The sequence below is a fragment of the Fibrobacter sp. genome, from assembly GCA_024398965.1.
GTDB lineage: Bacteria > Fibrobacterota > Fibrobacteria > Fibrobacterales > Fibrobacteraceae > Fibrobacter.
On the sequence record JAKSIF010000016.1, the window covers coordinates 12,500 to 31,604 of the forward strand.

Sequence of the window (19,105 nt, forward strand, 5' to 3'; positions counted from 1 at the left end):
GACTACACAATGCGAGCCTGGTCTTTTTTCGTCGTTCTATTCGCCTTGTGCCTTGGATTTTCACCGATCCTGGCAGAAGACAAGGTGGAGCACGATCGATCTAGACTATCCATTTTCTTGCAGCCCTCCGTTTCATTCCTAAGTTTCGATCAGCGCGAATATTTTCAGGATGCGGTGGACACCATCTATAAGAGTTTCAAGGAAGACGCACTTACAGAAAGCGAATCCCTAAGTGTCGCCAAGCAGGATTTTCAGAAGGTCAACTTTTGCTTTCCCGTAACCGCAGGTCTCCAGTTCCAGGTTTTCCGGGACCAGTTCATCAGCACAGGCATCGGATTCATCTATGACAACGAATCCGTGGTTCTTACCGACCGCAAAAGCAGGACCCATAACTACAACTACACGATACAGGGCGTTCCCCTGTTCCTGGAATACCGCCTTGGGATTCCTCGCAACCTGATGACCCTTTCCGGCGAATCCCTGTTCAGCATTGCAGTACGTTGGTACTGGGTTCTGCCTGGTACAGAGATTTACTCGACCTGGGGAAGACTGGAAGCGGAAACTCCCGCCACAGGCTCCGGCTTTGGATTGAGCGTCGGCTACCTGATTGCCAGCTGGAAGAATTTCAACGTCTATGGAGACATCGGCTTCAGTTCCATTTCTGTCAAGTCAAAGAAGTCTTTTGCCGACATCGTCCCCGACGGTCCGGATGAAAAGGCAAAATGGAACATCGGAGGCCTCCAAATGCAGGTTCGTGTCAGCTTCGGTCTGTGGAACGAACCTGAGCCTATTGAAGAGTCTGACGACGACAAGAAAGCGGAGGACTAATGAGCCTCCTGCCTGGCGAAACGCTGCGTTACGCAGAATCCCATTTCAAGTTTAAGTTGCCTTGGTCTCTGCTTTACAAGCCTTGGCCAGAAATCCTTGTTGACGCCCCGTTCCAGTTTGTTCCCGGGGTTACACCGACCCTATGGATTGTGGTCCGAGACGCACACAGGTTCCCGGTCCGCATCGAAAAAATCCATTTTCAAATTTGCAAGGATTCTAGCGAAGCGATTCTTGAAAAGGAAGTTCCCCTGGACATTCTTGCCCAAGAGCAGTTTGGGTTCTATCCGGTAGAAATTGGCATGCTTCCTCCGGGCAGGTACAACATACATTGCCAGATTACAGCATCCAAGGAAGAAGGCTTTTCCGAAAAAGAAAACGTTTCTAAGAATGACGACATTTCCAGAAAAGTCCAAAGAAGGACTTTTTCCAGATGGAACTTGCCTGGTCTAAAACCGAAGCCTTTAAAAATCCAGATTTTGGAAGAGGATCTTCCCAAGGCGCCCGGATTTGTTGCCGGAGAAACCCACTGCCATACCCACTATTCCGCTGACCATGTAGAACACGGCGCCACGCCTGCAGTATTCCAGCAGGCGGCTAATGCTGTTGGACTTGACTTTGTCAGTTGCACCGACCATGCCTACGATTTCGCCTTCCTGACGGAAGACTACACAAAGGAAGCGGAGTCACCCTACCCTAGGTTCAACGCACTGAGACTGGATGTAGCCCGCTGTAATGAACAGCGAGACAACGCCGGCGGAAACGGTTCCGCCAGGGCTCTCCCGCTGATGATCGCCGGAGAGGAAGTTTCCGCAGGCAACTCCAAGAAGGAAAACGTTCACCTGACGGTCATGGGCCCTAGGGACTATCTACCGGGACTTGGTGACTGCGGGAGAAACTGGCTTGACAACAAGCCCACCTTCAGTCTGGCAAAGATTACGGACATGACTGAAGCACACTGCTTTGCCGCCCATCCCCATCAGCAGATGGGTTTGCTGGAGAAGTTCGTTTTCAGAAGAGGCTACTGGAGTTCAGAAGATCTGCAGAGCAAGTCAAGGCATCCCGTTCGGGGAATTCAATTCTGGAATGGAATCCGCGACGAAGGATTCAAGCTGGGGCGTGAATGGTGGATTCAGGAACTTGGAAAGGAAAACTTCGTATTGCCGATTGGCGGTAACGACGCTCATGGCGACCTAAATGACACAACCGCAGTAAACCTTCCCTTGATATCCCTAAAGCACAGCAGGGAACATGTCTTCGGAAACGTACGAACCGTCGTGAAGCTAAATGCAGATGACTACAGAAAACTGCAGGACGGTTCGGCAGGTTTGACTCTTGAAATGCTGAACAGAGCGTTCAACGGAGACAACTGTTACATTACCGACGGTCCCGCTCTCTGGTGGGAACGAAGTGACGAAGCGACAGAAAATGCAGAAGTCAACGAGACATCCCAGGCAGTAACATTCCACGCCCGCAGTAACAATGACTTGGGCGGTGGCTTTAGGTACATCCGGATATACGGGCGGCGCCGTTTGAACAACGGCAAGCTCGCCCCCAGGGAAGAGCTACACCTGGCAAGCCAGGTGGCCGCCCGCCCCGCCACAGACATCAAGATATATTTCGACGACTACGCCTATCTCCGTGCGGAATGTGAAACCGCCACAGGTAAATTCGCACTGACATCTGCCGCCGTAAAGCGTTTCAAGTAAGCTGTAACGCAGCAGCTCTCCAACCTCGAAGTTGTTTTTCTCCAATACGACTTTGTATCTTTAAAGCATACAGGAGATCCGCATGTCACGCTTTATGTCACCACTGCGTCCGCGACACATGCGGAGCAATTACCTTCAGGAAGTCTCTTCCATCACACCATCTGTAAATCCGGAAAAACAAGCTGCAGACTCGACTTCCGAAACAAGTATAACAGGCGATGCAGAGCCTGAATATCCAGAAACTTCCTGCATTTCAGAAGGTTCACTAAGAAGAATCAGAGACGACAGTCTATTGCTTTTATCACAAGGTATAGAGCACCGACTTATCCGTACAGAAGAAGGTCCTTTCCAGATATTCATCATTCCCGAGCACGAGGCGCAGGCGCGTGTTCAGCTTGCGCTATTCCACAAGGAAAATCCTCCAAGGGAAGATAACCCTCCCATTCCCTTAAGTTTCAGCCTGCAACCCTTCTGGATACTTCTTGCCCCTCTGACGTTCACTCTTATTGATTTCGCAGAAGCCGCAAAACTTCATAGCGCAGGAATATCGGACGCAAGCAAAGTCCTGCGGGGAGAATGGTGGCGAAGCATTACCGCGTTGACCCTACACGGAGACGCAAGACACCTGGCATCGAACCTGCTTTGCGGATACATCGTCATGAACATGATTACCTACCGCATTCCTCTTTTGCGGTTGGCCCCCTTCATCGCGGTCGCCAGCGCCATAGCCAACATCTGCGTATCGCTAACAGTAAAGACCGACTTCCGCTCCCTTGGCTTTTCAACTTTTGTATTCGCGGCCATCGGCTGCCTAGCCGTTATGGAATTCCGTCTAATGCCCAGGGAAAGTCACGGACTCCTTCGTCGGTTCGCCCCTCTTTGTGGCGCGGCATCCCTAGCCGTATTCCTTGGCCTTGGCGAAAACGCAGATATCCTTGGGCATGCATACGGTTTCGTTGCAGGACTTGTCTGCGGACTGATCCCTACAACAAAGGCGCTCCGCTGGGGAGCACCTCTTTCTACCGTAGACGGCCTGGGCCTTCTTGCTTATTACGGACTTTTCGCCCTGGCTTGGAATCTTGCCTTGTAAAAAAAGCTCCGCCTGTAGCGGAGCTTTTATGATATTTCTTTCAAGTACGCGCTTTTATCCTGCGCTTAGTGCCGATAACCGGAGGTTCTATAACCAACGAACGATCGGCGTGGTCACTATTCGGCGAGGAACTTCTTAGCCTTGTCAGCATAGTTCTGATTGTCGCCGTAGACAACCAGGATGCGTTCAGCAGTCTTCTTAGCCTTGTCGTTTGCACCGAGCTGCTGATAAACAAGAGTCAACTTCCACATGGCGTCGGCCACGTTTGCAACTTCGTCAACCGGTTCGTCCTTCTGGTAGCGGTCTTCCTTATCGCCAGTGCGCTTGCCAAATTCAGCAACGAACTTTTCCAGCAGACCGGCAGCGGCAGAGTAGTCGGCCTTTTCGATCTTGACAGAAGCAAGACCATGAAGAGCGGCTGCGCGAACCAAGGCAACAGAACCGGCATTGTCCAAGGACTTCTGGAAGAGGACTGCTGCAGCATCGTAGTCGGAATTTTCGTACTTGATGTTTGCAGCGTAGAGAGCAGCCTTTGCAAGGGCAACACCGCTCAGCTTGCCAGAATTGATCTTAGATTCAAATTCTGCAACAGCATTTTCCTTGTCACCAGCATAGACAAGAGCCATACCCGGACCGAGGAGTTCAGCCTGTTCTGCAGCGGCAGCGACCTTGTAATCCTTGTACTGGACCACACCCACTACAATTGCAATAACTACCACCAGGGCAGCAGCAATCTTAGAACCGTGAGCAACAAAGAATGCCTTAATTTCAGAATTATTGGTATTGTTTTCGTTAGCCATTGTAAATGTCCATTTTAAATTTTTGTGAAGCACATTTTAGCAAAAAAACAGGCCTTTGTCAGCCAGTCTTGACAAATTAGTGCCGTATTGCTACCTTTTCGCCGCTTCGCCACTCTAGCTCAGCTGGTAGAGCAGCTGATTCGTAATCAGCAGGTCGGCAGTTCAAGTCTGCTGGGTGGCTCGATTAAAAAATGCTCGCCTTTCTTAGGCGGGCATTTTTTAGTGTAAAGCGAAAAAGGATATAGCGTAAAGACTTTAATCTTTATCCTTTCCGCTTTATCCTATAAGCTAGGACCTGGCAGCCAGTTCCTCAGGAGTTCTTGCAAGAATATCCCAATCACCACGCTTGATGATCTTGTAGGCGTAGCCCTGCTCGGTAAGGAACAGCTGACGATTCATTGCAAATTCCTGTTCCTTGGAATCCTGGGTCACTATGCTGTAGAAATGAGCGGCACCGCCATCGCTCTTGGGGCGAAGCACTCGACCAAGACGCTGGGCTTCTTCCTGACGGCTTCCGAAAGTACCTGAAATCTGAATTAGCACATTTGCATCGGGAAGATCGATAGCGAAGTTACCCACCTTAGAGATCATCAGGTTCTTAAGGCTACCATCTCGGAAGGCAGCATACAGGCGATCACGTTCCTTGTTAGGAGTTTTTCCTGTAATCAGAGGAATTTCCAATGTCTGGGAAAGAGTTTCCAGCTGTTCAATGTACTGGCCAATAATAAGCACACGGTCTTCGGGCTTATCATAGAATTTCAGCAAGCGCTGTACAATGTCAGTCTTTTCGGGATTAGTGCTGGCCAGGGTAATCTTATCGCGAACAGGAGCCAAGGCATACTTCATCTTCAGTTCCGCTTCCATGGGAATGCGAATTTCGTTACAGTCCGCCGTAGCAATCCAGCCCTGGGCTTCAAGAATGCGCCAAGGAATGTCGTACTTCTTAGGACCGATCAAGCTAAAGACTTCAGTTTCCTTATGGTCTTCACGAACCAAGGTAGCGGTAAGGCCAAGGCGACGGGTCGCCTGCATTTCAGTACTCAGGCGAAACACAGGAGCCGGCAGCAAGTGGACTTCGTCGTAAATCATCAGTCCCCACTTCTGCTGACTGAACAGCGGGAAGTTGGAAAGTTCCTTCTTGACTTCTTCCTCGGTTCCCTCGGACAGGTCAACCTCAGTCACCTCTTCCCCAGCCTTCTTGGCACGCTTACGCTGAGTCAGAATCTGGTAGGTGGCAACCGTTACAGGTCCGATTTCCTTGACTTCGCCGGAATATTCCTTCACCATGTCTTCAGTCAAGTCCGTTTTGTCGCAAATTTCGCGAATCCACTGACGGGATGCAGAAATATTCGGAGTCAAGATCAAAGTCTTAGTTTGTACTAAAGCCATGGTAGCAATACCAATGACAGTCTTACCGGAACCGCAAGGCAACACGATTACACCGGAGCCGCCCTTTTCGGAACCACTGGCATAGAAAATCTGGGCAGCTTCCTTCTGGTAGTCGCGGAGCTTGAATTCCTTACCGCAAAGCATTGTATCACGAAGCTTGATGGGCAAAGGATCGCCCACGGTATAACCAGCAAGGTCTTCCACCGGGAAACCTGCATTGGTCAAAGCCATTTTCAAATGGCCGCGGCGTTCAGGATCAACAATTGCATGGCAGTCATCAATAAATTCCTTGATGAAAGGTTCCACTTCACGTAGCTTGCAGATTTCGGTGAACATGAACTTGTCATCGGATTCAATCAGCAGGTTGTCGCCATCATCCTTCTTTAGGCGGAGAAGGCCATAGCGAGCCATGTAGTCTTCGACTTCGGTAATGACCGTCTGGGGAATGGGATAGCGGCTCTGGCTTTCGAGGCGTTCAACAACGTCATTGGCGCGAAGGCCTGTTGCAGCAGCATTCCATAGACTCAAATGAGAAATCTTGTATGTGTGAAGATGCTCCGGACTCTTTACCAGTTCGGTGAAGGGAGCGATTGCATCACGTGCTGCTTCATAGGTGGGAGCATCCACTTCCACCATAATTTCCATGTTACTCTGAACAATAATAGCGCCATTGGGATTCATAGGGCGCAAAGTTAGTAAAAATACCCCGTTAAAAGAATACCCTGAGTGCTACTATTTTTCTTTTTTATATATCTTTATGATGTAAAAAAAGAGGTTTTTTTGAGCCAAAGAATTATTAACGGGAAGACCGAAACTCTCTGTATTTTCGGTAATCCCATCGGTCATAGCAAGTCGCCCCTGATGCACAACGCTCTTTTCGAAGCTCTTGGCATCAATGCGGCCTACGTTCCCTTTTCTCCGGAACCCGAAAAGTTGGCTGACGCCATCAAGGGTTTCAGGGCATTAAAGATTCGTGGAGCAAACGTTACCATTCCCTATAAGACTCCCGTAATGGACCTTGTAGACGAACTTTCTGACATTTCGAGATTTACCGGAAGCGTCAACACCCTGTACTGGAAGGACGGAATCGTAGGCGGAACCCTCTGTGGAACCACTACAGACCCCTACGGATGCATTCGCAATCTGGAAGAATTCGGGGGCTCCCCGGCCAACACCACAGTCGCCCTCCTTGGTAACGGTGGTGCAGCAAAAGCCATAGCCTACACCCTTGTGGAACTAGGCAACGAACTTACCATCGTATGCAGGTCGCCCGAAAAAGGAAGCGCTCTTGCAGATGGATTGAACCAGTTCTTTAATGGCAAGGCAAAGCAGGTCAAGGTAGTCACTTTCGACCAGTTCCAGTCCATTTCCAAGGACATAAAGATCATCATCAACGCCACCTCGGTAGGCATGTCTCCCAACGTAGATCAATCTCCCTTGGCAGAAAACGACCTTACCCCGGGCCAGGTGGTCTACGACATCGTCTACAACCCGCCCCGTACAAAACTCCTGCAGATGGCAGAAGCCAAGGGATGCAAGACCGTAACAGGCGAAGGGATGCTTGTCCACCAGGGCATTGAAAGTTTCCGCAAATGGTTCCCGGTCGAAACCAAGAATATCACTAACGACGCAATGGCTGAAATCATGCGTAAAGGAATGCAAGGTTAATTATGAAGAAGCACGTATTTTTTACTGGATTCATGGCCAGCGGAAAATCCCGCACCGGAAGAGCCCTTGCAGAACGTCTAAACCGCCCCTACGTAGATACCGACGCTGTCATTGTAGAACGCGCCGGCAAAACCATCAGTGAAATCTTTGAACAGGACGGCGAAACCAAGTTCCGCGAAATGGAACGAGACGTGGTAGCTGAATTTGCTGTCAAGACAGAGCCCCACATCATTTCTTTGGGTGGTGGCGCCCTGACCCAGCCTGCAAACTTGAAAGTCATCCGCGAAAACGGAACCATCATCCGCCTGTGGGCTAAGCCCGAAGTTCTCTCTGAACGCATTGGCCGCAAGAACACCCGCCCTCTCCTGGCAAATCTCTCTGACGAGGAACGCCTCGAAAAGATCAAGCAGATGCTGAAGGACCGCGAGCCTAACTATGCCAATGCCGATTTCAGCGTAGAAAGTTCCAACGAATTTTCTGAAGACCATGTCATCGAAAAGATTTTGCACATAATGAAGTTCTGGGAAAGTCACGCCTTGAACGTCATGCCCAGCAGCGGCGGTCGCTATCCCATCTTTATCGGCAAGAACATCATTTCCGATGTAGGAGTCCTGCTGGAAGTTCTCAAGCTTTCTCCCAAGTACGAGTTCCTGGTCTGCACGGACACAAACATTTCCAAGGCACAGAACCGCACCCTGTCCGACCTGAGAATCCAAGCAGGACGCTGCCCGGTGTTCAAGTTCCAGGCTGGCGAGCGCAACAAGACCTTGCACAACCTGAACCAGCTGTACAGTTTTATGCTTCATCGTGGCTACACCCGTAAGAGTTGCCTGTTGCAGTTCAGCGGTGGCGTGGTTGGTGACATGGCAGGCTTTGGCGCAGCAACCTACCAGCGTGGCATCCCCTTTATCCAGTTCCCCACAACCTTGCTTTCCATGGTGGACAGTTCCGTCGGCGGCAAGGTGGCAGTGAACCATCCCGAAGGCAAGAATATGATCGGTGCATTCTACCAGCCCGAAGCTGTGGTCTGCGACATTTCCGTTCTCAGCACCTTGCCTGAAACCGAATACCTGGCCGGTCTTGCTGAAATCGTGAAATACGGCGTTATCTACGACGAAGCTTTCTTCAAGTACATGGAAGAAAACGTCGAAAAGATCAAGAACCACGACGAAGAAGTCCTGAAGCAATTGATTCTGCGTAGCTGCGCCATTAAGGCCGAAGTCGTCGGCATCGATGAAAAGGAAGCCGGTCTTCGCGCTATTTTGAACTACGGTCACACCTTCGGTCACGCCATCGAAAACCTGACCCACTACGAAAAGTTCACCCACGGCATTGCAGTTTCCCTCGGCATGCGCGTTGCAGCCCGCTGCTCCGTTCTCCTGGGCAAGATGACCGCCGAAGACGAGGCAAGACAGAACAAGTTGCTGGACGACCTAAACTTCCCCAAGACCTATGATATCGACGTCAATGCCGCATGGGATGCCATGGCTGTAGACAAGAAGGCCGAAAAGGGAACTCGCGTGTACATTCTCCCCACAAAGATTGGCGTCGTAGAAAAGGTGACCAACGTGGACAAGGAAATTGTCGCCAAGTCCTGGCAGGCCATCAAGTAAGGCAACGAATTTGTAAGATTCGCAAGGGGCCGTTTAGTAGTATATTAAGTTTGAGGTGTTTATGAGTATTCTAGTTACTGGTGGTACAGGAGCTCTTGGCTTCCACATTCTTTCTAGCCTAATGGGAACGTCCCATGACCTGTACAGCTTTAGCGATGAACAGCCCCAACCTTGGCAAAAGGTTGAAGGAGTTCAGTATCTTAACGGAGATCTGCTTAACTTCAAGGACATGCTTGACGTTTTGCAAAAGGTCTCCCCGACCCACATCTACCATCTGGCAAGCCAGTCTTCTGTGGGTCTCAGCTACAAGAAGCCTTACGAGACCTTGAACATCAATTTGCTTGGTACCCAGAATCTTCTGGAAGCTGCACGACAGGTTTGCCCCAAGGCAAAAATCATGCTGCTCAGTTCCAGCGAAATCTATGGACGAACAGAAAGGAACCTGACCTACCTCCACAAGGAAACAGACCTTCCCAATCCCCTGACGCCTTATGCCACCTCCAAGGCATGCATGGAGCTTTTGGGAAACCAATTCCGTAACGCATACGGCCTGCATATTGTGTTCGTCCGTCCCTTCCATTTCACCGGTCCCCATCACAGCCGCCGCTTCGTAATTCCGTCTATCACTTACCAGCTAGTAAAGATCAAGTACTACGGAACCGAGCCAACCATTTATTCCGGCAGTCTGGATATCAGCCGTGACATGATCGACGTTCGTGATGTGGCCCGAGGCATGATCCAGATTTTGAACCAGGCCGACTCCGGCGAAGTCTACAACCTCTGCTGTGGCAAGTCCTACACCTTCCGCGAAGTCGTGGAAACCCTGGTAGACATCGCAGGCGTCAGCGTTGACTTCCGTTTCGACCCCGGCTACGAACGCAATAACGAAATTCCCCTGCTTATCGGCGATCCCACCAAGGCAATGGACATCGGCTGGAAGCCCATGATCAGCATGGAAGACAGCCTTACCGACCTCTTCAATGAAATGGTCCAGCGCAGAAGAACCGAATTGAAACTTGGCATGGGCAAGGACCTTCGTCTGTAAGCATGGCTAGAATCCTTTCTGTAATCGCGTCAGTGGTCTTAGGTTGCATCTGCCTTGCAGGAGCAACCTCCGTTGACGATTTCATGCCACACCAGAATACAACCAAGGAATTCAACGAAACCTGGAGCTACCAGTTCGTATTTGACAACGGCACCAGGGCATTCGTAAATTACTCAACCTTGTACATTCCCGCCACCGGAAAGAAAATCGGTTGTGACCTGACTTTCTGGAATTTTAAAGGCAAGACATACACTGTTGGCCGTCAGTATCCTCCGGAACGTCTCAAGGCAGACAAGGCAAACGCTACCCTAGATATCAAGGGCGAATACCTGATGGAACACAAGCCTGGAAAGGGCCACCGAGTCATGTATTCCGCCGATAAGGGCGGTAAATTCCTTCTGGATGTAACCTTCGAAAGTGCCGAAGGCGCTCCCAACGCAAGCAATCACGTTTGGAATATTGGCAAAGATAAGTTCGCACAGTACGTTCACATTCCCTACGGACGAGTATCCGGAAAGATTGCCTACAACGAAGATACACTGCAAGTCAAGGGTTACGCCTACATGGATCAAACCTGGCAAACAAGCCAGGCAACGGATATCGCCATCCGTTCCATCAACTTTAGCACTAATGGACGTTCTCCCCTATACGCAGGAAGAATTTCCATTACCCACGACAAGAAACTGGTGGGATACGCTCTTTATAACAGCGGCAACGGAATCAAGGTTGTTACACCAAAGTCCATCAGTGACGGACAAGAAAATTACAGCGGGAAAGGTTTCCCCAAGGGTGACATTACTATCCAGTGGAATGAGGATGTTCCCCCTTTAAAGTTTAACGCCCAGAAGCCCTTCCAAAAGGCAAGCATCCTCGACAAGGTCGAGGGCTGGATTGCGAAGAAGGCTTTCAAGATTGCCGCCGGCGGCGAAGTCCTGTTCTACAGGGGCCGCAGCGAACTGGAAAACGGCAAGAAACTGGATTGGGCTATTACAGGAGTCAAGGACTGATGACAAAATTTAGACCCTGCATCGATCTTCATGACGGAAAAGTAAAACAGATTGTTGGCAGCTCCCTTAGCGATTCCGGAGCAGGCCTTAAGACCAATTTCGAGACGGACCGTTCCCCCGCCTGGTTTGCAGAACTTTATAAGAAAGACCATATTACCGGCGGTCACGTGATTATGCTGGGAAAAGGCAATGAAGCAGCAGCCAAGGCGGCACTGGGAGCCTACCCCGGCGGGCTTCAGGTTGGCGGAGGAATTACTGCAGACAACGCCAAGGAATACCTGGATGCAGGGGCCAGCCACGTCATTGTCACCAGCTGGATATTTCCAGAGGGAAAGCTGGACCGCAGCCGCCTTGACGCTTTAGTCAATGTTGTCGGCAAGGAACACCTGGTTCTTGATCTTAGCTGTAAGCGTACTGGCGTCGATGCCAACGGCAAGCCCACTTGGAACATTGCCGTAAACCGCTGGCAGACCTTAATTGACATTCAAATCACCGCAGAAAACCTCAACGACCTTGCAAGATACTGCGACGAATTCTTGATTCACGCAGCCGATGTCGAGGGTAAGCAGCAAGGAATGGACGACGAACTGATTCGATTCCTCGCAGAGAACAGCCCCATTCCGGTAACCTACGCCGGCGGCGCAAAGAGTCTCGACGACCTTAAGCATTGCAAGGAAATTTCTGGCGGAAAGATTGACCTCACCATCGGAAGCGCATTGGACCTTTTTGGTGGTAAAGGAGTGAAGTATGACGAATGCGTCGAATTCAACAAAGCTTAAAGCGACGGACAACCTGGATTCCCGTCCAGAAATCTTTGGACGCACCGTAACCAGCACATTCCATAAACAGTACGGCATCAAGCACAAGCCCCCTGGAAATGTTCGCACTTGCTGGATTCCGCCTATCGTTTTCGGTTCTGCTCTGCTGAACCTGCCCAAGCTCTTGAAGCTTCGTTTTCATCTGAATAAGGAACGCAAGGCCCGTCTTGCCAAAGACCCAAACGATGTCAGCGTGCTCTACTATTCAGACAATCTTGACGAAACAAACGGCATCGCAAACAACCTGCGTAATGTAATCCCTTACATGCGCGCGCACGGTCTCAAGGCTTTCCTTGCAGGCAGCGCCTTCAACACTCGCCCCTGCGGTGTTGTTGAAAACGGTTACTGCATGCTGTTGCCTCGAATGTTCAGCATGGAACAGCTGGGTTACGCCAACAGTGAACTGGCAATTCCCCGTGTCGGCCCCGTGATTCGCTTAATGAAGCGCTATCCCATCGACATCATCGAACTTGAAACACCGAGCCCCGGCGCATGGCTTATCGCCATTTGCGGAAAGATTGCCGGCATCAAGGTCATGAGTCATTACCGTACCGACGTTCCTCAGTACACACGAACCTTGGTTAAGGCCAAGTGGATGCACGTCTATGTTCTTTGGCTGATGCAGGTATTTTACAGAATGGCCCGCCCGGTAATCAGTCCCTGCGACGACTATTCCGACGCTCTGGTCAATGAACTGAAGGTTCCCAGAAACCAGGTAAAGCTGATGCCCCGCGGTCTTCCCCTAGAAAGATTCTCCCCGGAAATGCGCGACAAGGGAACCTGGGAAAAGTTCGGCTGCACCCGCCAGCAGAAGAAAGTTCGTTTCGCCTTCATCGGACGAATTTCCAAGGAAAAGAATCTTGAATTCTTGAACAATGTCTGGACCAAGTTCGCCACCAAGTACAACGATGTTGAACTGATGTACGTTGGCTACGGCTGGTACCTGGAAGAAATCAAGAAACGATTCTCTAACGACGACGCCGTGAAGGATAGCGTCAACTTCGCCGGAGAACAAGGCGGTGAAACCCTGGCAGGTCTCTATGCCGACGCCGACTTCTTCTTGTTCCCCAGTACCACAGACACCTTTGGAAACGTGGTCGTAGAAGCCATGTCTACAGGTACGCCCGCCATCGTCAGCAACTACGGCGGCCCCCGTAACATTGTGGATAACGAGAAGTACGGCAAGATTCTCCCCATCGAAGAAGACAAATGGCTTGAAGCCTTGGAAGATTGCCGCAAGATGAAACTGGAAAACCAGGCTGCCTACGAGCAAATGCGTAAGGACTGCCACGAACGTAGCACCCGCTACACTCTTGAAAATTCCAGCAAGGCCCAGTTCGAATTCTTCCGTCAGGTTGTCAAGGATTACTATCTCAAATAACCTCTAGAAAGAACATCATCTCTCATGGACGCAACCATACTAAAATCCCTACGGGAATGGTTCAAGAAAAACGCTGCGGAACTACCGTGGCGTTTGCCCGATCTGGACGCCCCGAGAGATCCCTACGCCGTATGGATTAGCGAAACCATGCTGCAACAGACGCAGGTTTCCACCGTTCGGGATTACTACATACGCTGGATGAAGCGATTCCCGGACATTGAGACATTAGCTGCGGCGAGTGAGGAAGAAGTCTTTAAATACTGGCAGGGACTGGGTTACTATAGCCGCGCTCGCAACATCCTCAAGACAGCGCAAATTGTAAACGGTTTGGTCCGCGAAAGCGGATGCAATCCCGCAAAAATGCCTTCTTCCCGAAAAGAACTGGAAGCACTGCCTGGCATTGGCGCCTATACAGCAGGCGCAATCCTCAGCCTTGCCTACCATAAGCCCGAAGCCATTCTTGACGGCAATTTGGTTCGTATTTTTTCAAGATTCTACGCATTGGATTTTCTCCCCACCCAAGACAAGAACTGCGCGCAAACCTACTGGGAATATGCCCAGGCAGTAGCAGATTCACCGAAGGCCTACATGCATAACGAGGCGTTGATGGAACTGGGCAGAACAGTTTGCAAAATCAAGAATCCTCAATGCGATTCCTGCCCCCTCCGCAAGAGTTGCAAGGCATTTAGCCTCGGGAAAACAGCCGACTATCCCCCTTCAAAAATACATGTTCATAAGGACTGGCACGGAACAGTTCTCGTCATAGAAAGTGCCGACGGTCATATTCTTGCTGTACACGGTGGCCAAAAATTTTTCAAGAACCAGCTTTCCCTTCCTCATTTCGAAACGTCTCGAAATGCGTCGACAGGTCTCCCCGCACAGGCAGAAGATTATGTCAACGCAGACCAGGTTGCAGAGGTCACCAGTCACGGTTCCTTCAAGCATAACATCACCATTCATAAAATGGACTGTTCCGTTATGCACATTCTGCTGCAAACTTCTGCAAAACGCGCAGTCATACCAAGCAGAACAAATGGCAAGTTTCAATGGATAAAGAAAGCGAAGACCTCAGAGATCTTCGCCAATAGCTTTTGCCTTAAAGCCTTAGACTGCGTTTTTAAGCATTAGGCCTAGAAGGTTTTCTTTGCTCCACAAATAAAGCGGAAACGATCAAAGCCGCCATTGGGAACTTCAATCATTTCATCGCCAAGTGCGTGCATCAGCGTTCCCGTCAGGTAAATACCATACTTGGGGAACTGCTGTTCAAAGGACGCATCCCAGAACCAGCCACCCTTGGCCACCATGGGGCCAATAGTTCTAAGATTCCATTCTGCATCACTGCGGTAATGCACGGAATGACTAATCTTGAAGGTTTCATTAATCAGCCAGTTGCCGGCAAAGCCAACAAAATATTCAGCGGGCGTAACTTCGAAACGACGCACGGGGCCGTCAATGTGTTCAAAGCCTGCTGAGGCTTCAAAGTCAAAGAATCTTCCATACCACGCATCGAAACTAAGCTCACCTGTAATGCCCTTGATCCAGGTGTTGATTCTAGACGCATCCCCATATCTCGTCCTCATGCCCTCTTCATTACCAAAGGCATCCGGATCAAAAGTTTCTGCGCCATACTCAGCCCAATAGGATCCACGAACGCCAATACTTACATTGTCTCCAAGGGTGTCAACAAGTCCAGCGTAGCCTTGGATTAAATTCATCTGACCATCGGCAACCAAGTCTATGGATCGTTCCCCATAAAACTCCCTTGTGTCTGCAATGGGATTCATTCGGGTTCCTGAAATATTCTTTACACCCACAACAGCAGCCATGTCCTTGGGGACTGGTATATGGAATTGGACACTATCCTGAACAAGCCAGTCCCTTTCATTTACAGCAAACATGACATCGGCAGTCAAGCGTTTTACCGGCTGTACGCGAAGTTCCATGAAAGGCAGGAACACTCTATCATCTTCCAGTTCCGTATAAACTGTACCAGAATCATCTACAGCCCTAAAGGCTAAGCCCGCAGATAATTGAAGCATGCCTTTCTTGCAGGCTTCGCCACACTTGTAGTAAATGGATCCACTAACTTCCTTGCGACTGCCCTGTTCCTTCTTAGGAACATTCTGGTATTCAGCATCCTCATAAACCGCCGTGACAGACAGGTTACCTACGTCGACACGTGCTTCAACGCGAGGCTTATAGTGAATCGGAATCCAGCGGGATGTTTCGGAATACACCCAAATATATTCCTCTCCTGCCAAGACAGACGCATTCACAAGAGAATTCGTGTAACCTAGCCCACCATAGGCAGAGCTGAACAAGGGCCAGTTTTCACCAAAGAAACTGAAACTATCATCAACCATACGAACTCGAGGTCCATATGCGGCAGAAGAAAAATGGTCATCCTGGAAAAGACGTGCTGTGGCCCAGAATCCCTTTACCACAGGAGTCCTAAAGCCGGCTTCAAGAATCGGAGTTCGATTGGCAGGTCGGTCTTCAGGAGTAACAAAGTCCTGATAAATCAAGTCACCCAGTTCATTACCTGTTTTCATCCAGACGCCTGCTTCCAGCGGTGTCCAAGAAGGGGTTACTGACATCCGGTTAAAAAGCAGGCGATCGCGAAGCTTCGACGGATTCCACAATTCGCTTTCCGAATGAATTCCGCCTGCGCCTAAAATACGATCGTATACAAAGGTCGGTCCACCAATCAGGAACGTACCATCTGCACGGGTTTCATAGCCCATGCCTTCCATTTCTTCAACTACCTGAGCGGAAGCCAGGGATGTACATGCCGCCAAGGCGAATAGAATCAAGGATTTTTTCATTACCAAATCCTCCTTTCAACATATACACCGACATTCAACATGTCAGAACGTTCCGGCAAGGTCCAAAGTTCTTCCCAAAGAACGTTAAGACCAACGCGATAATTTTCGGTTTTCCAGATGGGCAGATTCAAGCGGGCAAACCAACCAAATTCAGTTTCGTTGTCCGCCAAGGTGCCTCCAAGATCCTTTTCGAAATTAAGAGTTTTCCCCTCACGGACATCTGCTCGAGTCCAGTTACAGGTAAATCCAGCACCGAATATTACAGGACTTATGTACGTCCACCTAAAATCTAGGCCAACCTTTCCTGAGAACTGATGGACTCCATAGAGTTTCGTCTTAGGAACGGGTTCGAAGTAGGAATACTCAAACTTGACTATTCCATCTACATTTTCCCAATAGGCGTAGCGAAAGCCCAAGCCGACATAAGCGGAGTTGTCTACAGCGTCAATGAGATCACCAAAAGGATATATCTCACCCGCTTCAACAGATACAAAACCATTGGCAAATGCCCAATCTGCAGGATGTTTCGACACCGACGTTTGCAGTGAATCCTGTGCGAAAACCAACGAAGCAAAGCAAAGGATTGCAATGGCAAAGTGTTTTAGTTTTTTCATAACGTCTTTCTCACTAGAGCCTGTGCAAAGAATCCATCAAAACGGGAATCCATGTTGCCAGGGAGAACGGCATCGCCAGCCTTTTCAAATTCCGGATGGGCCTTCAGGAACTTTGCAATGACCTGCGTAGTTTCCACAGGATCCGGACTACAGGTTGCATAAACCAGGCGGGCATCCGGCGTTTTCTTCAAACGGGTTGCAGCACCTTCCAAAATCCTGTACTGAAGTTCTGCCAGTTCCTTGATGGATTCCAGGGACAAGCGGTAAATCGCTTCCGGGCGACGAGCTATGACACCCATATTGCTGCAGGGCACATCAAGAAGAATGCGGTCGAAGAAGGTTCCCTGCTCGAGGCCCGAGGCCTGATCCAGGTTCAGTACGTCTACACATGCCGTGCGAATATTCATCAGTCCAAGACGATCCGCCAAGTCCTTCATCTTGTCAAGGCGATTTGCAGAGACATCGCTGGCGTAAATATCCAGGGAGGGATCCATTTCAGCCATGAGGGCCGACTTGCCTCCAGGCGCAGCACAGGCATCCCACACGCGAAGGTCGGACTTTAAGTCCAGCAGTCTTACCACCTCGTAGGCAGAAGGATTCTGCAGGCTGAACTCGCCCTTTGCAAAGGAATCAGATTCTAGGACAGCCTTCAGCTTTGCATCAGCGGGAACCTGAATGTAACGATCGTACAAGATGGAGGCGTTTTCAAAGCCCAGCTTTTGAGCAAGTTTAGGCGCAGAAGTTTTCTTCAGGTTTACACGCAGCCACTCCACCGGCCGTTCCAAGGTTCGCTTGGCAAGCAGTTCTGCGGTATCGGCGCCATACACGTCAAACCAACGGCGTACAAGCCATTCTGGCACAGAGTTCTCTACAGAGATTCGACGAACACGCTGGGGCGGCATCTGGGGGACACCCGATTTCTTGGCGGCATTCAGTACACCGTTGACCAAGCGGACGGCGCCATCACCAAAGCCCACCAGCTTTGCAAGATTTGCGCAGGTACTAATGGCGGCGTAATCAGGAACGCTCATAAAGAACATCTGGAAGAGACCCATTTCCATAATCATCTGGAGTTCCAGAAGGGGTTTCTTCTTGGTCAGAGTCTTGATGAAATAATCCAGATAAAGATGGCGGCGGCAGACGCCCAATGCAATTTCCATAGCAAAGGGAGAAAGCCCGCTATCCTTGATGAAAGCACCTTCGTCTACCCACTGCATCAAGACACGATAGGCGTCGCGACGTTCCTTAAGCTGATCCTTGACTTCGTTTAGCAAAATGCAAGTCCCTCGTGATTCTGGATGCCACGCATAAAGTCAGCTACGGGCATAGGCTTCTTGCCTTCGGCCTGGATTTCAATCACTTCCAGAAGACCTTCACCTGTACCCACAAAGAAACGCTTGTCCTTGAAGGCGACTGCACCGACGGTGAGAGTGCCAACGCCTGCGGGAGCCTTGCATTCCCCTACGCCCACCACATCGGTAACGCGGAGATAAACCATGCGGCCACCCAATTTGCCGTATCCACCGGGCCACGGATTGAAGGCGCGGATGCGGTTATGGATGGTAAGAGCAGACAGGCTAAAGTCAATGAGACCTTCTTCCTTCTTCAGCTTGGGAGCGCCAGATGCCTGGGCGTGATCCTGGGTCAAATCCTTTTCGGTGCCGGTAATCAGCTGGTTGATGGCATCATCCAAAGCTTCACAACCGGGAGCCACCATCTTTTCAAGCAGGCTTGCAGTAGTATCCTGATGGTCGATGGGAATCACGCGCTGGGCAAGAATAGGACCGTGGTCCATCTTTTCGTCCAGGCGGAAAACGGTAACGCCAGTAGCAGGCAGGCCGTCGGCAATAGCGCGTTGCACAGGAGCGGCACCGCGGTACTTCGGCAACATACTGCCGTGAACATTCACGGCACCAAACTTGGCAACACCAAGAATGTTCTTGGGCAAGATGGAGTAAGCCACCACCACAAAAAGATCTGCACCAAAGGCGCGGAGTTCTTCTTCAAATTCCGGGGCCTTCAAGTCCACAGGCTGCAGCACCGGCAAGCCATATTCCAGAGCCAGGCTCTTCACAGGCGGCGGAGTCAGCACGCGGCCACGACCAGCGGGGCGATCCGGCTGAGTTACAACACCAACTACATCAGCGAAGTCACTTTCTTTCAAGTGCTTCAAGAAACAAGCCGCAAATTCCGGCGTACCCATAAATACAATTTTCATATGTAGGAATATAGCAATTAAAGCAGGATTATCAGCCAAGAGCCCTTAGCCGCTAGCAGATATAACCGCGGCAACATCACCATATTTCTCTTTTACCCTTGTT

At 50.2% G+C, this 19,105-nt stretch carries 16 protein-coding genes and 1 tRNA gene; 11 read left to right on the forward strand and 6 right to left on the reverse strand.

Annotated elements, in window-relative coordinates; all coding sequences use genetic code 11:
* The first annotated feature begins 9 nt into the window (after positions 1-9).
* From MJZ26_08165 to MJZ26_08175, 3 genes are all read left to right on the forward strand, one after another.
* Positions 10-828, forward strand: a complete 819-nt coding sequence (locus MJZ26_08165; protein MCQ2105751.1) for a hypothetical protein — start codon at positions 10-12, stop codon at positions 826-828.
* Positions 828-2,534 (forward strand): hypothetical protein, encoded by a 1,707-nt coding sequence (locus tag MJZ26_08170; GenBank protein MCQ2105752.1) that lies wholly within the window; start codon positions 828-830, stop codon positions 2,532-2,534. Before MJZ26_08165 ends, MJZ26_08170 begins: the two co-directional genes overlap by 1 nt.
* Before the next feature lie 82 nt (positions 2,535-2,616).
* Complete coding sequence (locus tag MJZ26_08175) at positions 2,617-3,624, forward strand: rhomboid family intramembrane serine protease (protein MCQ2105753.1); 1,008 nt, start codon at positions 2,617-2,619, stop codon at positions 3,622-3,624.
* 116 nt (positions 3,625-3,740) lie between these two features.
* On the opposite strand, the gene MJZ26_08180 is transcribed toward MJZ26_08175, so the two are convergent.
* Positions 3,741-4,424 (reverse strand): tetratricopeptide repeat protein, encoded by a 684-nt coding sequence (locus MJZ26_08180; protein ID MCQ2105754.1) that lies wholly within the window; start codon positions 4,422-4,424, stop codon positions 3,741-3,743.
* A 108-nt stretch (positions 4,425-4,532) separates the two neighbouring features.
* On the opposite strand from MJZ26_08180, the gene MJZ26_08185 reads away from it, so the two are divergent.
* A tRNA-Thr gene (locus tag MJZ26_08185) sits at positions 4,533-4,605 on the forward strand.
* A gap of 107 nt (positions 4,606-4,712) precedes the next feature.
* Here the strand turns inward: MJZ26_08185 and MJZ26_08190 are convergent.
* Complete coding sequence (locus MJZ26_08190; GenBank protein MCQ2105755.1) at positions 4,713-6,494, reverse strand: DEAD/DEAH box helicase; 1,782 nt, start codon at positions 6,492-6,494, stop codon at positions 4,713-4,715.
* 99 nt (positions 6,495-6,593) lie between these two features.
* Here MJZ26_08190 and aroE point away from each other — a divergent pair, with 99 nt between their 5' ends.
* From aroE to MJZ26_08225, 7 genes are all read left to right on the forward strand, one after another.
* On the forward strand, positions 6,594-7,481 hold the full coding sequence (gene aroE, locus MJZ26_08195; GenBank protein ID MCQ2105756.1) for a shikimate dehydrogenase: 888 nt from the start codon (positions 6,594-6,596) through the stop codon (positions 7,479-7,481).
* A gap of 2 nt (positions 7,482-7,483) precedes the next feature.
* The gene (gene aroB / locus MJZ26_08200) at positions 7,484-9,094 is read left to right on the forward strand and encodes a 3-dehydroquinate synthase (GenBank protein MCQ2105757.1); all 1,611 of its coding nucleotides are present in this window, start codon (positions 7,484-7,486) and stop codon (positions 9,092-9,094) included.
* A 61-nt stretch (positions 9,095-9,155) separates the two neighbouring features.
* Positions 9,156-10,139, forward strand: a complete 984-nt coding sequence (locus MJZ26_08205; GenBank protein ID MCQ2105758.1) for a GDP-mannose 4,6-dehydratase — start codon at positions 9,156-9,158, stop codon at positions 10,137-10,139.
* Between the two features lie 2 nt (positions 10,140-10,141).
* Complete coding sequence (locus MJZ26_08210; protein MCQ2105759.1) at positions 10,142-11,146, forward strand: hypothetical protein; 1,005 nt, start codon at positions 10,142-10,144, stop codon at positions 11,144-11,146.
* Complete coding sequence (gene hisA, locus MJZ26_08215) at positions 11,146-11,925, forward strand: phosphoribosylformimino-5-aminoimidazole carboxamide ribotide isomerase (GenBank protein MCQ2105760.1); 780 nt, start codon at positions 11,146-11,148, stop codon at positions 11,923-11,925. The genes MJZ26_08210 and hisA overlap by 1 nt, the downstream gene beginning before the upstream one ends.
* Positions 11,894-13,345: a glycosyltransferase gene (locus tag MJZ26_08220; GenBank protein MCQ2105761.1), complete on the forward strand. Its 1,452-nt coding sequence runs from the start codon at positions 11,894-11,896 to the stop codon at positions 13,343-13,345. Before hisA ends, MJZ26_08220 begins: the two co-directional genes overlap by 32 nt.
* Positions 13,346-13,369: 24 nt before the next feature.
* A complete protein-coding gene (locus MJZ26_08225) occupies positions 13,370-14,473 on the forward strand; it encodes an A/G-specific adenine glycosylase (GenBank protein MCQ2105762.1) in 1,104 nt (367 codons plus the stop codon).
* 2 nt (positions 14,474-14,475) lie between these two features.
* Here MJZ26_08225 and MJZ26_08230 read toward each other — a convergent pair whose 3' ends face one another.
* Genes MJZ26_08230 through fmt form a run of 4 tightly spaced genes read right to left on the reverse strand, consistent with a single transcriptional unit; the run spans position 14,476 to position 19,002 of the window.
* Positions 14,476-16,170, reverse strand: a complete 1,695-nt coding sequence (locus MJZ26_08230) for a hypothetical protein (protein MCQ2105763.1) — start codon at positions 16,168-16,170, stop codon at positions 14,476-14,478.
* Positions 16,170-16,784 (reverse strand): hypothetical protein, encoded by a 615-nt coding sequence (locus MJZ26_08235; protein MCQ2105764.1) that lies wholly within the window; start codon positions 16,782-16,784, stop codon positions 16,170-16,172. Before MJZ26_08235 ends, MJZ26_08230 begins: the two co-directional genes overlap by 1 nt.
* Positions 16,781-18,058 carry an RNA methyltransferase gene (locus MJZ26_08240; protein MCQ2105765.1) on the reverse strand — a complete coding sequence of 426 codons (1,278 nt, stop codon included), beginning with the start codon at positions 18,056-18,058 and terminating at the stop codon, positions 16,781-16,783. Before MJZ26_08240 ends, MJZ26_08235 begins: the two co-directional genes overlap by 4 nt.
* On the reverse strand, positions 18,052-19,002 hold the full coding sequence (gene fmt, locus MJZ26_08245) for a methionyl-tRNA formyltransferase (GenBank protein ID MCQ2105766.1): 951 nt from the start codon (positions 19,000-19,002) through the stop codon (positions 18,052-18,054). Before fmt ends, MJZ26_08240 begins: the two co-directional genes overlap by 7 nt.
* Positions 19,003-19,105: the final 103 nt, after the last annotated feature.

Excerpts from the sequence above, each read along its gene's own strand:
- MJZ26_08175 (MCQ2105753.1), top strand. The coding sequence starts at position 2,617 with ATGTCACGCTTTATGTCACCACTGCGTCCGCGACACATGCGGAGCAAT.
- MJZ26_08235 (MCQ2105764.1), bottom strand. The coding sequence starts at position 16,784 with ATGAAAAAACTAAAACACTTTGCCATTGCAATCCTTTGCTTTGCTTCG.
- MJZ26_08230 (MCQ2105763.1), bottom strand. The coding sequence starts at position 16,170 with ATGAAAAAATCCTTGATTCTATTCGCCTTGGCGGCATGTACATCCCTG.
- aroB (MCQ2105757.1), top strand. The coding sequence starts at position 7,484 with ATGAAGAAGCACGTATTTTTTACTGGATTCATGGCCAGCGGAAAATCC.
- hisA (MCQ2105760.1), top strand. The coding sequence starts at position 11,146 with ATGACAAAATTTAGACCCTGCATCGATCTTCATGACGGAAAAGTAAAA.
- fmt (MCQ2105766.1), bottom strand. The coding sequence starts at position 19,002 with ATGAAAATTGTATTTATGGGTACGCCGGAATTTGCGGCTTGTTTCTTG.
- MJZ26_08170 (MCQ2105752.1), top strand. The coding sequence starts at position 828 with ATGAGCCTCCTGCCTGGCGAAACGCTGCGTTACGCAGAATCCCATTTC.
- MJZ26_08210 (MCQ2105759.1), top strand. The coding sequence starts at position 10,142 with ATGGCTAGAATCCTTTCTGTAATCGCGTCAGTGGTCTTAGGTTGCATC.
- MJZ26_08165 (MCQ2105751.1), top strand. The coding sequence starts at position 10 with ATGCGAGCCTGGTCTTTTTTCGTCGTTCTATTCGCCTTGTGCCTTGGA.
- MJZ26_08205 (MCQ2105758.1), top strand. The coding sequence starts at position 9,156 with ATGAGTATTCTAGTTACTGGTGGTACAGGAGCTCTTGGCTTCCACATT.
- MJZ26_08225 (MCQ2105762.1), top strand. The coding sequence starts at position 13,370 with ATGGACGCAACCATACTAAAATCCCTACGGGAATGGTTCAAGAAAAAC.
- MJZ26_08180 (MCQ2105754.1), bottom strand. The coding sequence starts at position 4,424 with ATGGCTAACGAAAACAATACCAATAATTCTGAAATTAAGGCATTCTTT.
- MJZ26_08220 (MCQ2105761.1), top strand. The coding sequence starts at position 11,894 with ATGACGAATGCGTCGAATTCAACAAAGCTTAAAGCGACGGACAACCTG.
- MJZ26_08190 (MCQ2105755.1), bottom strand. The coding sequence starts at position 6,494 with ATGAATCCCAATGGCGCTATTATTGTTCAGAGTAACATGGAAATTATG.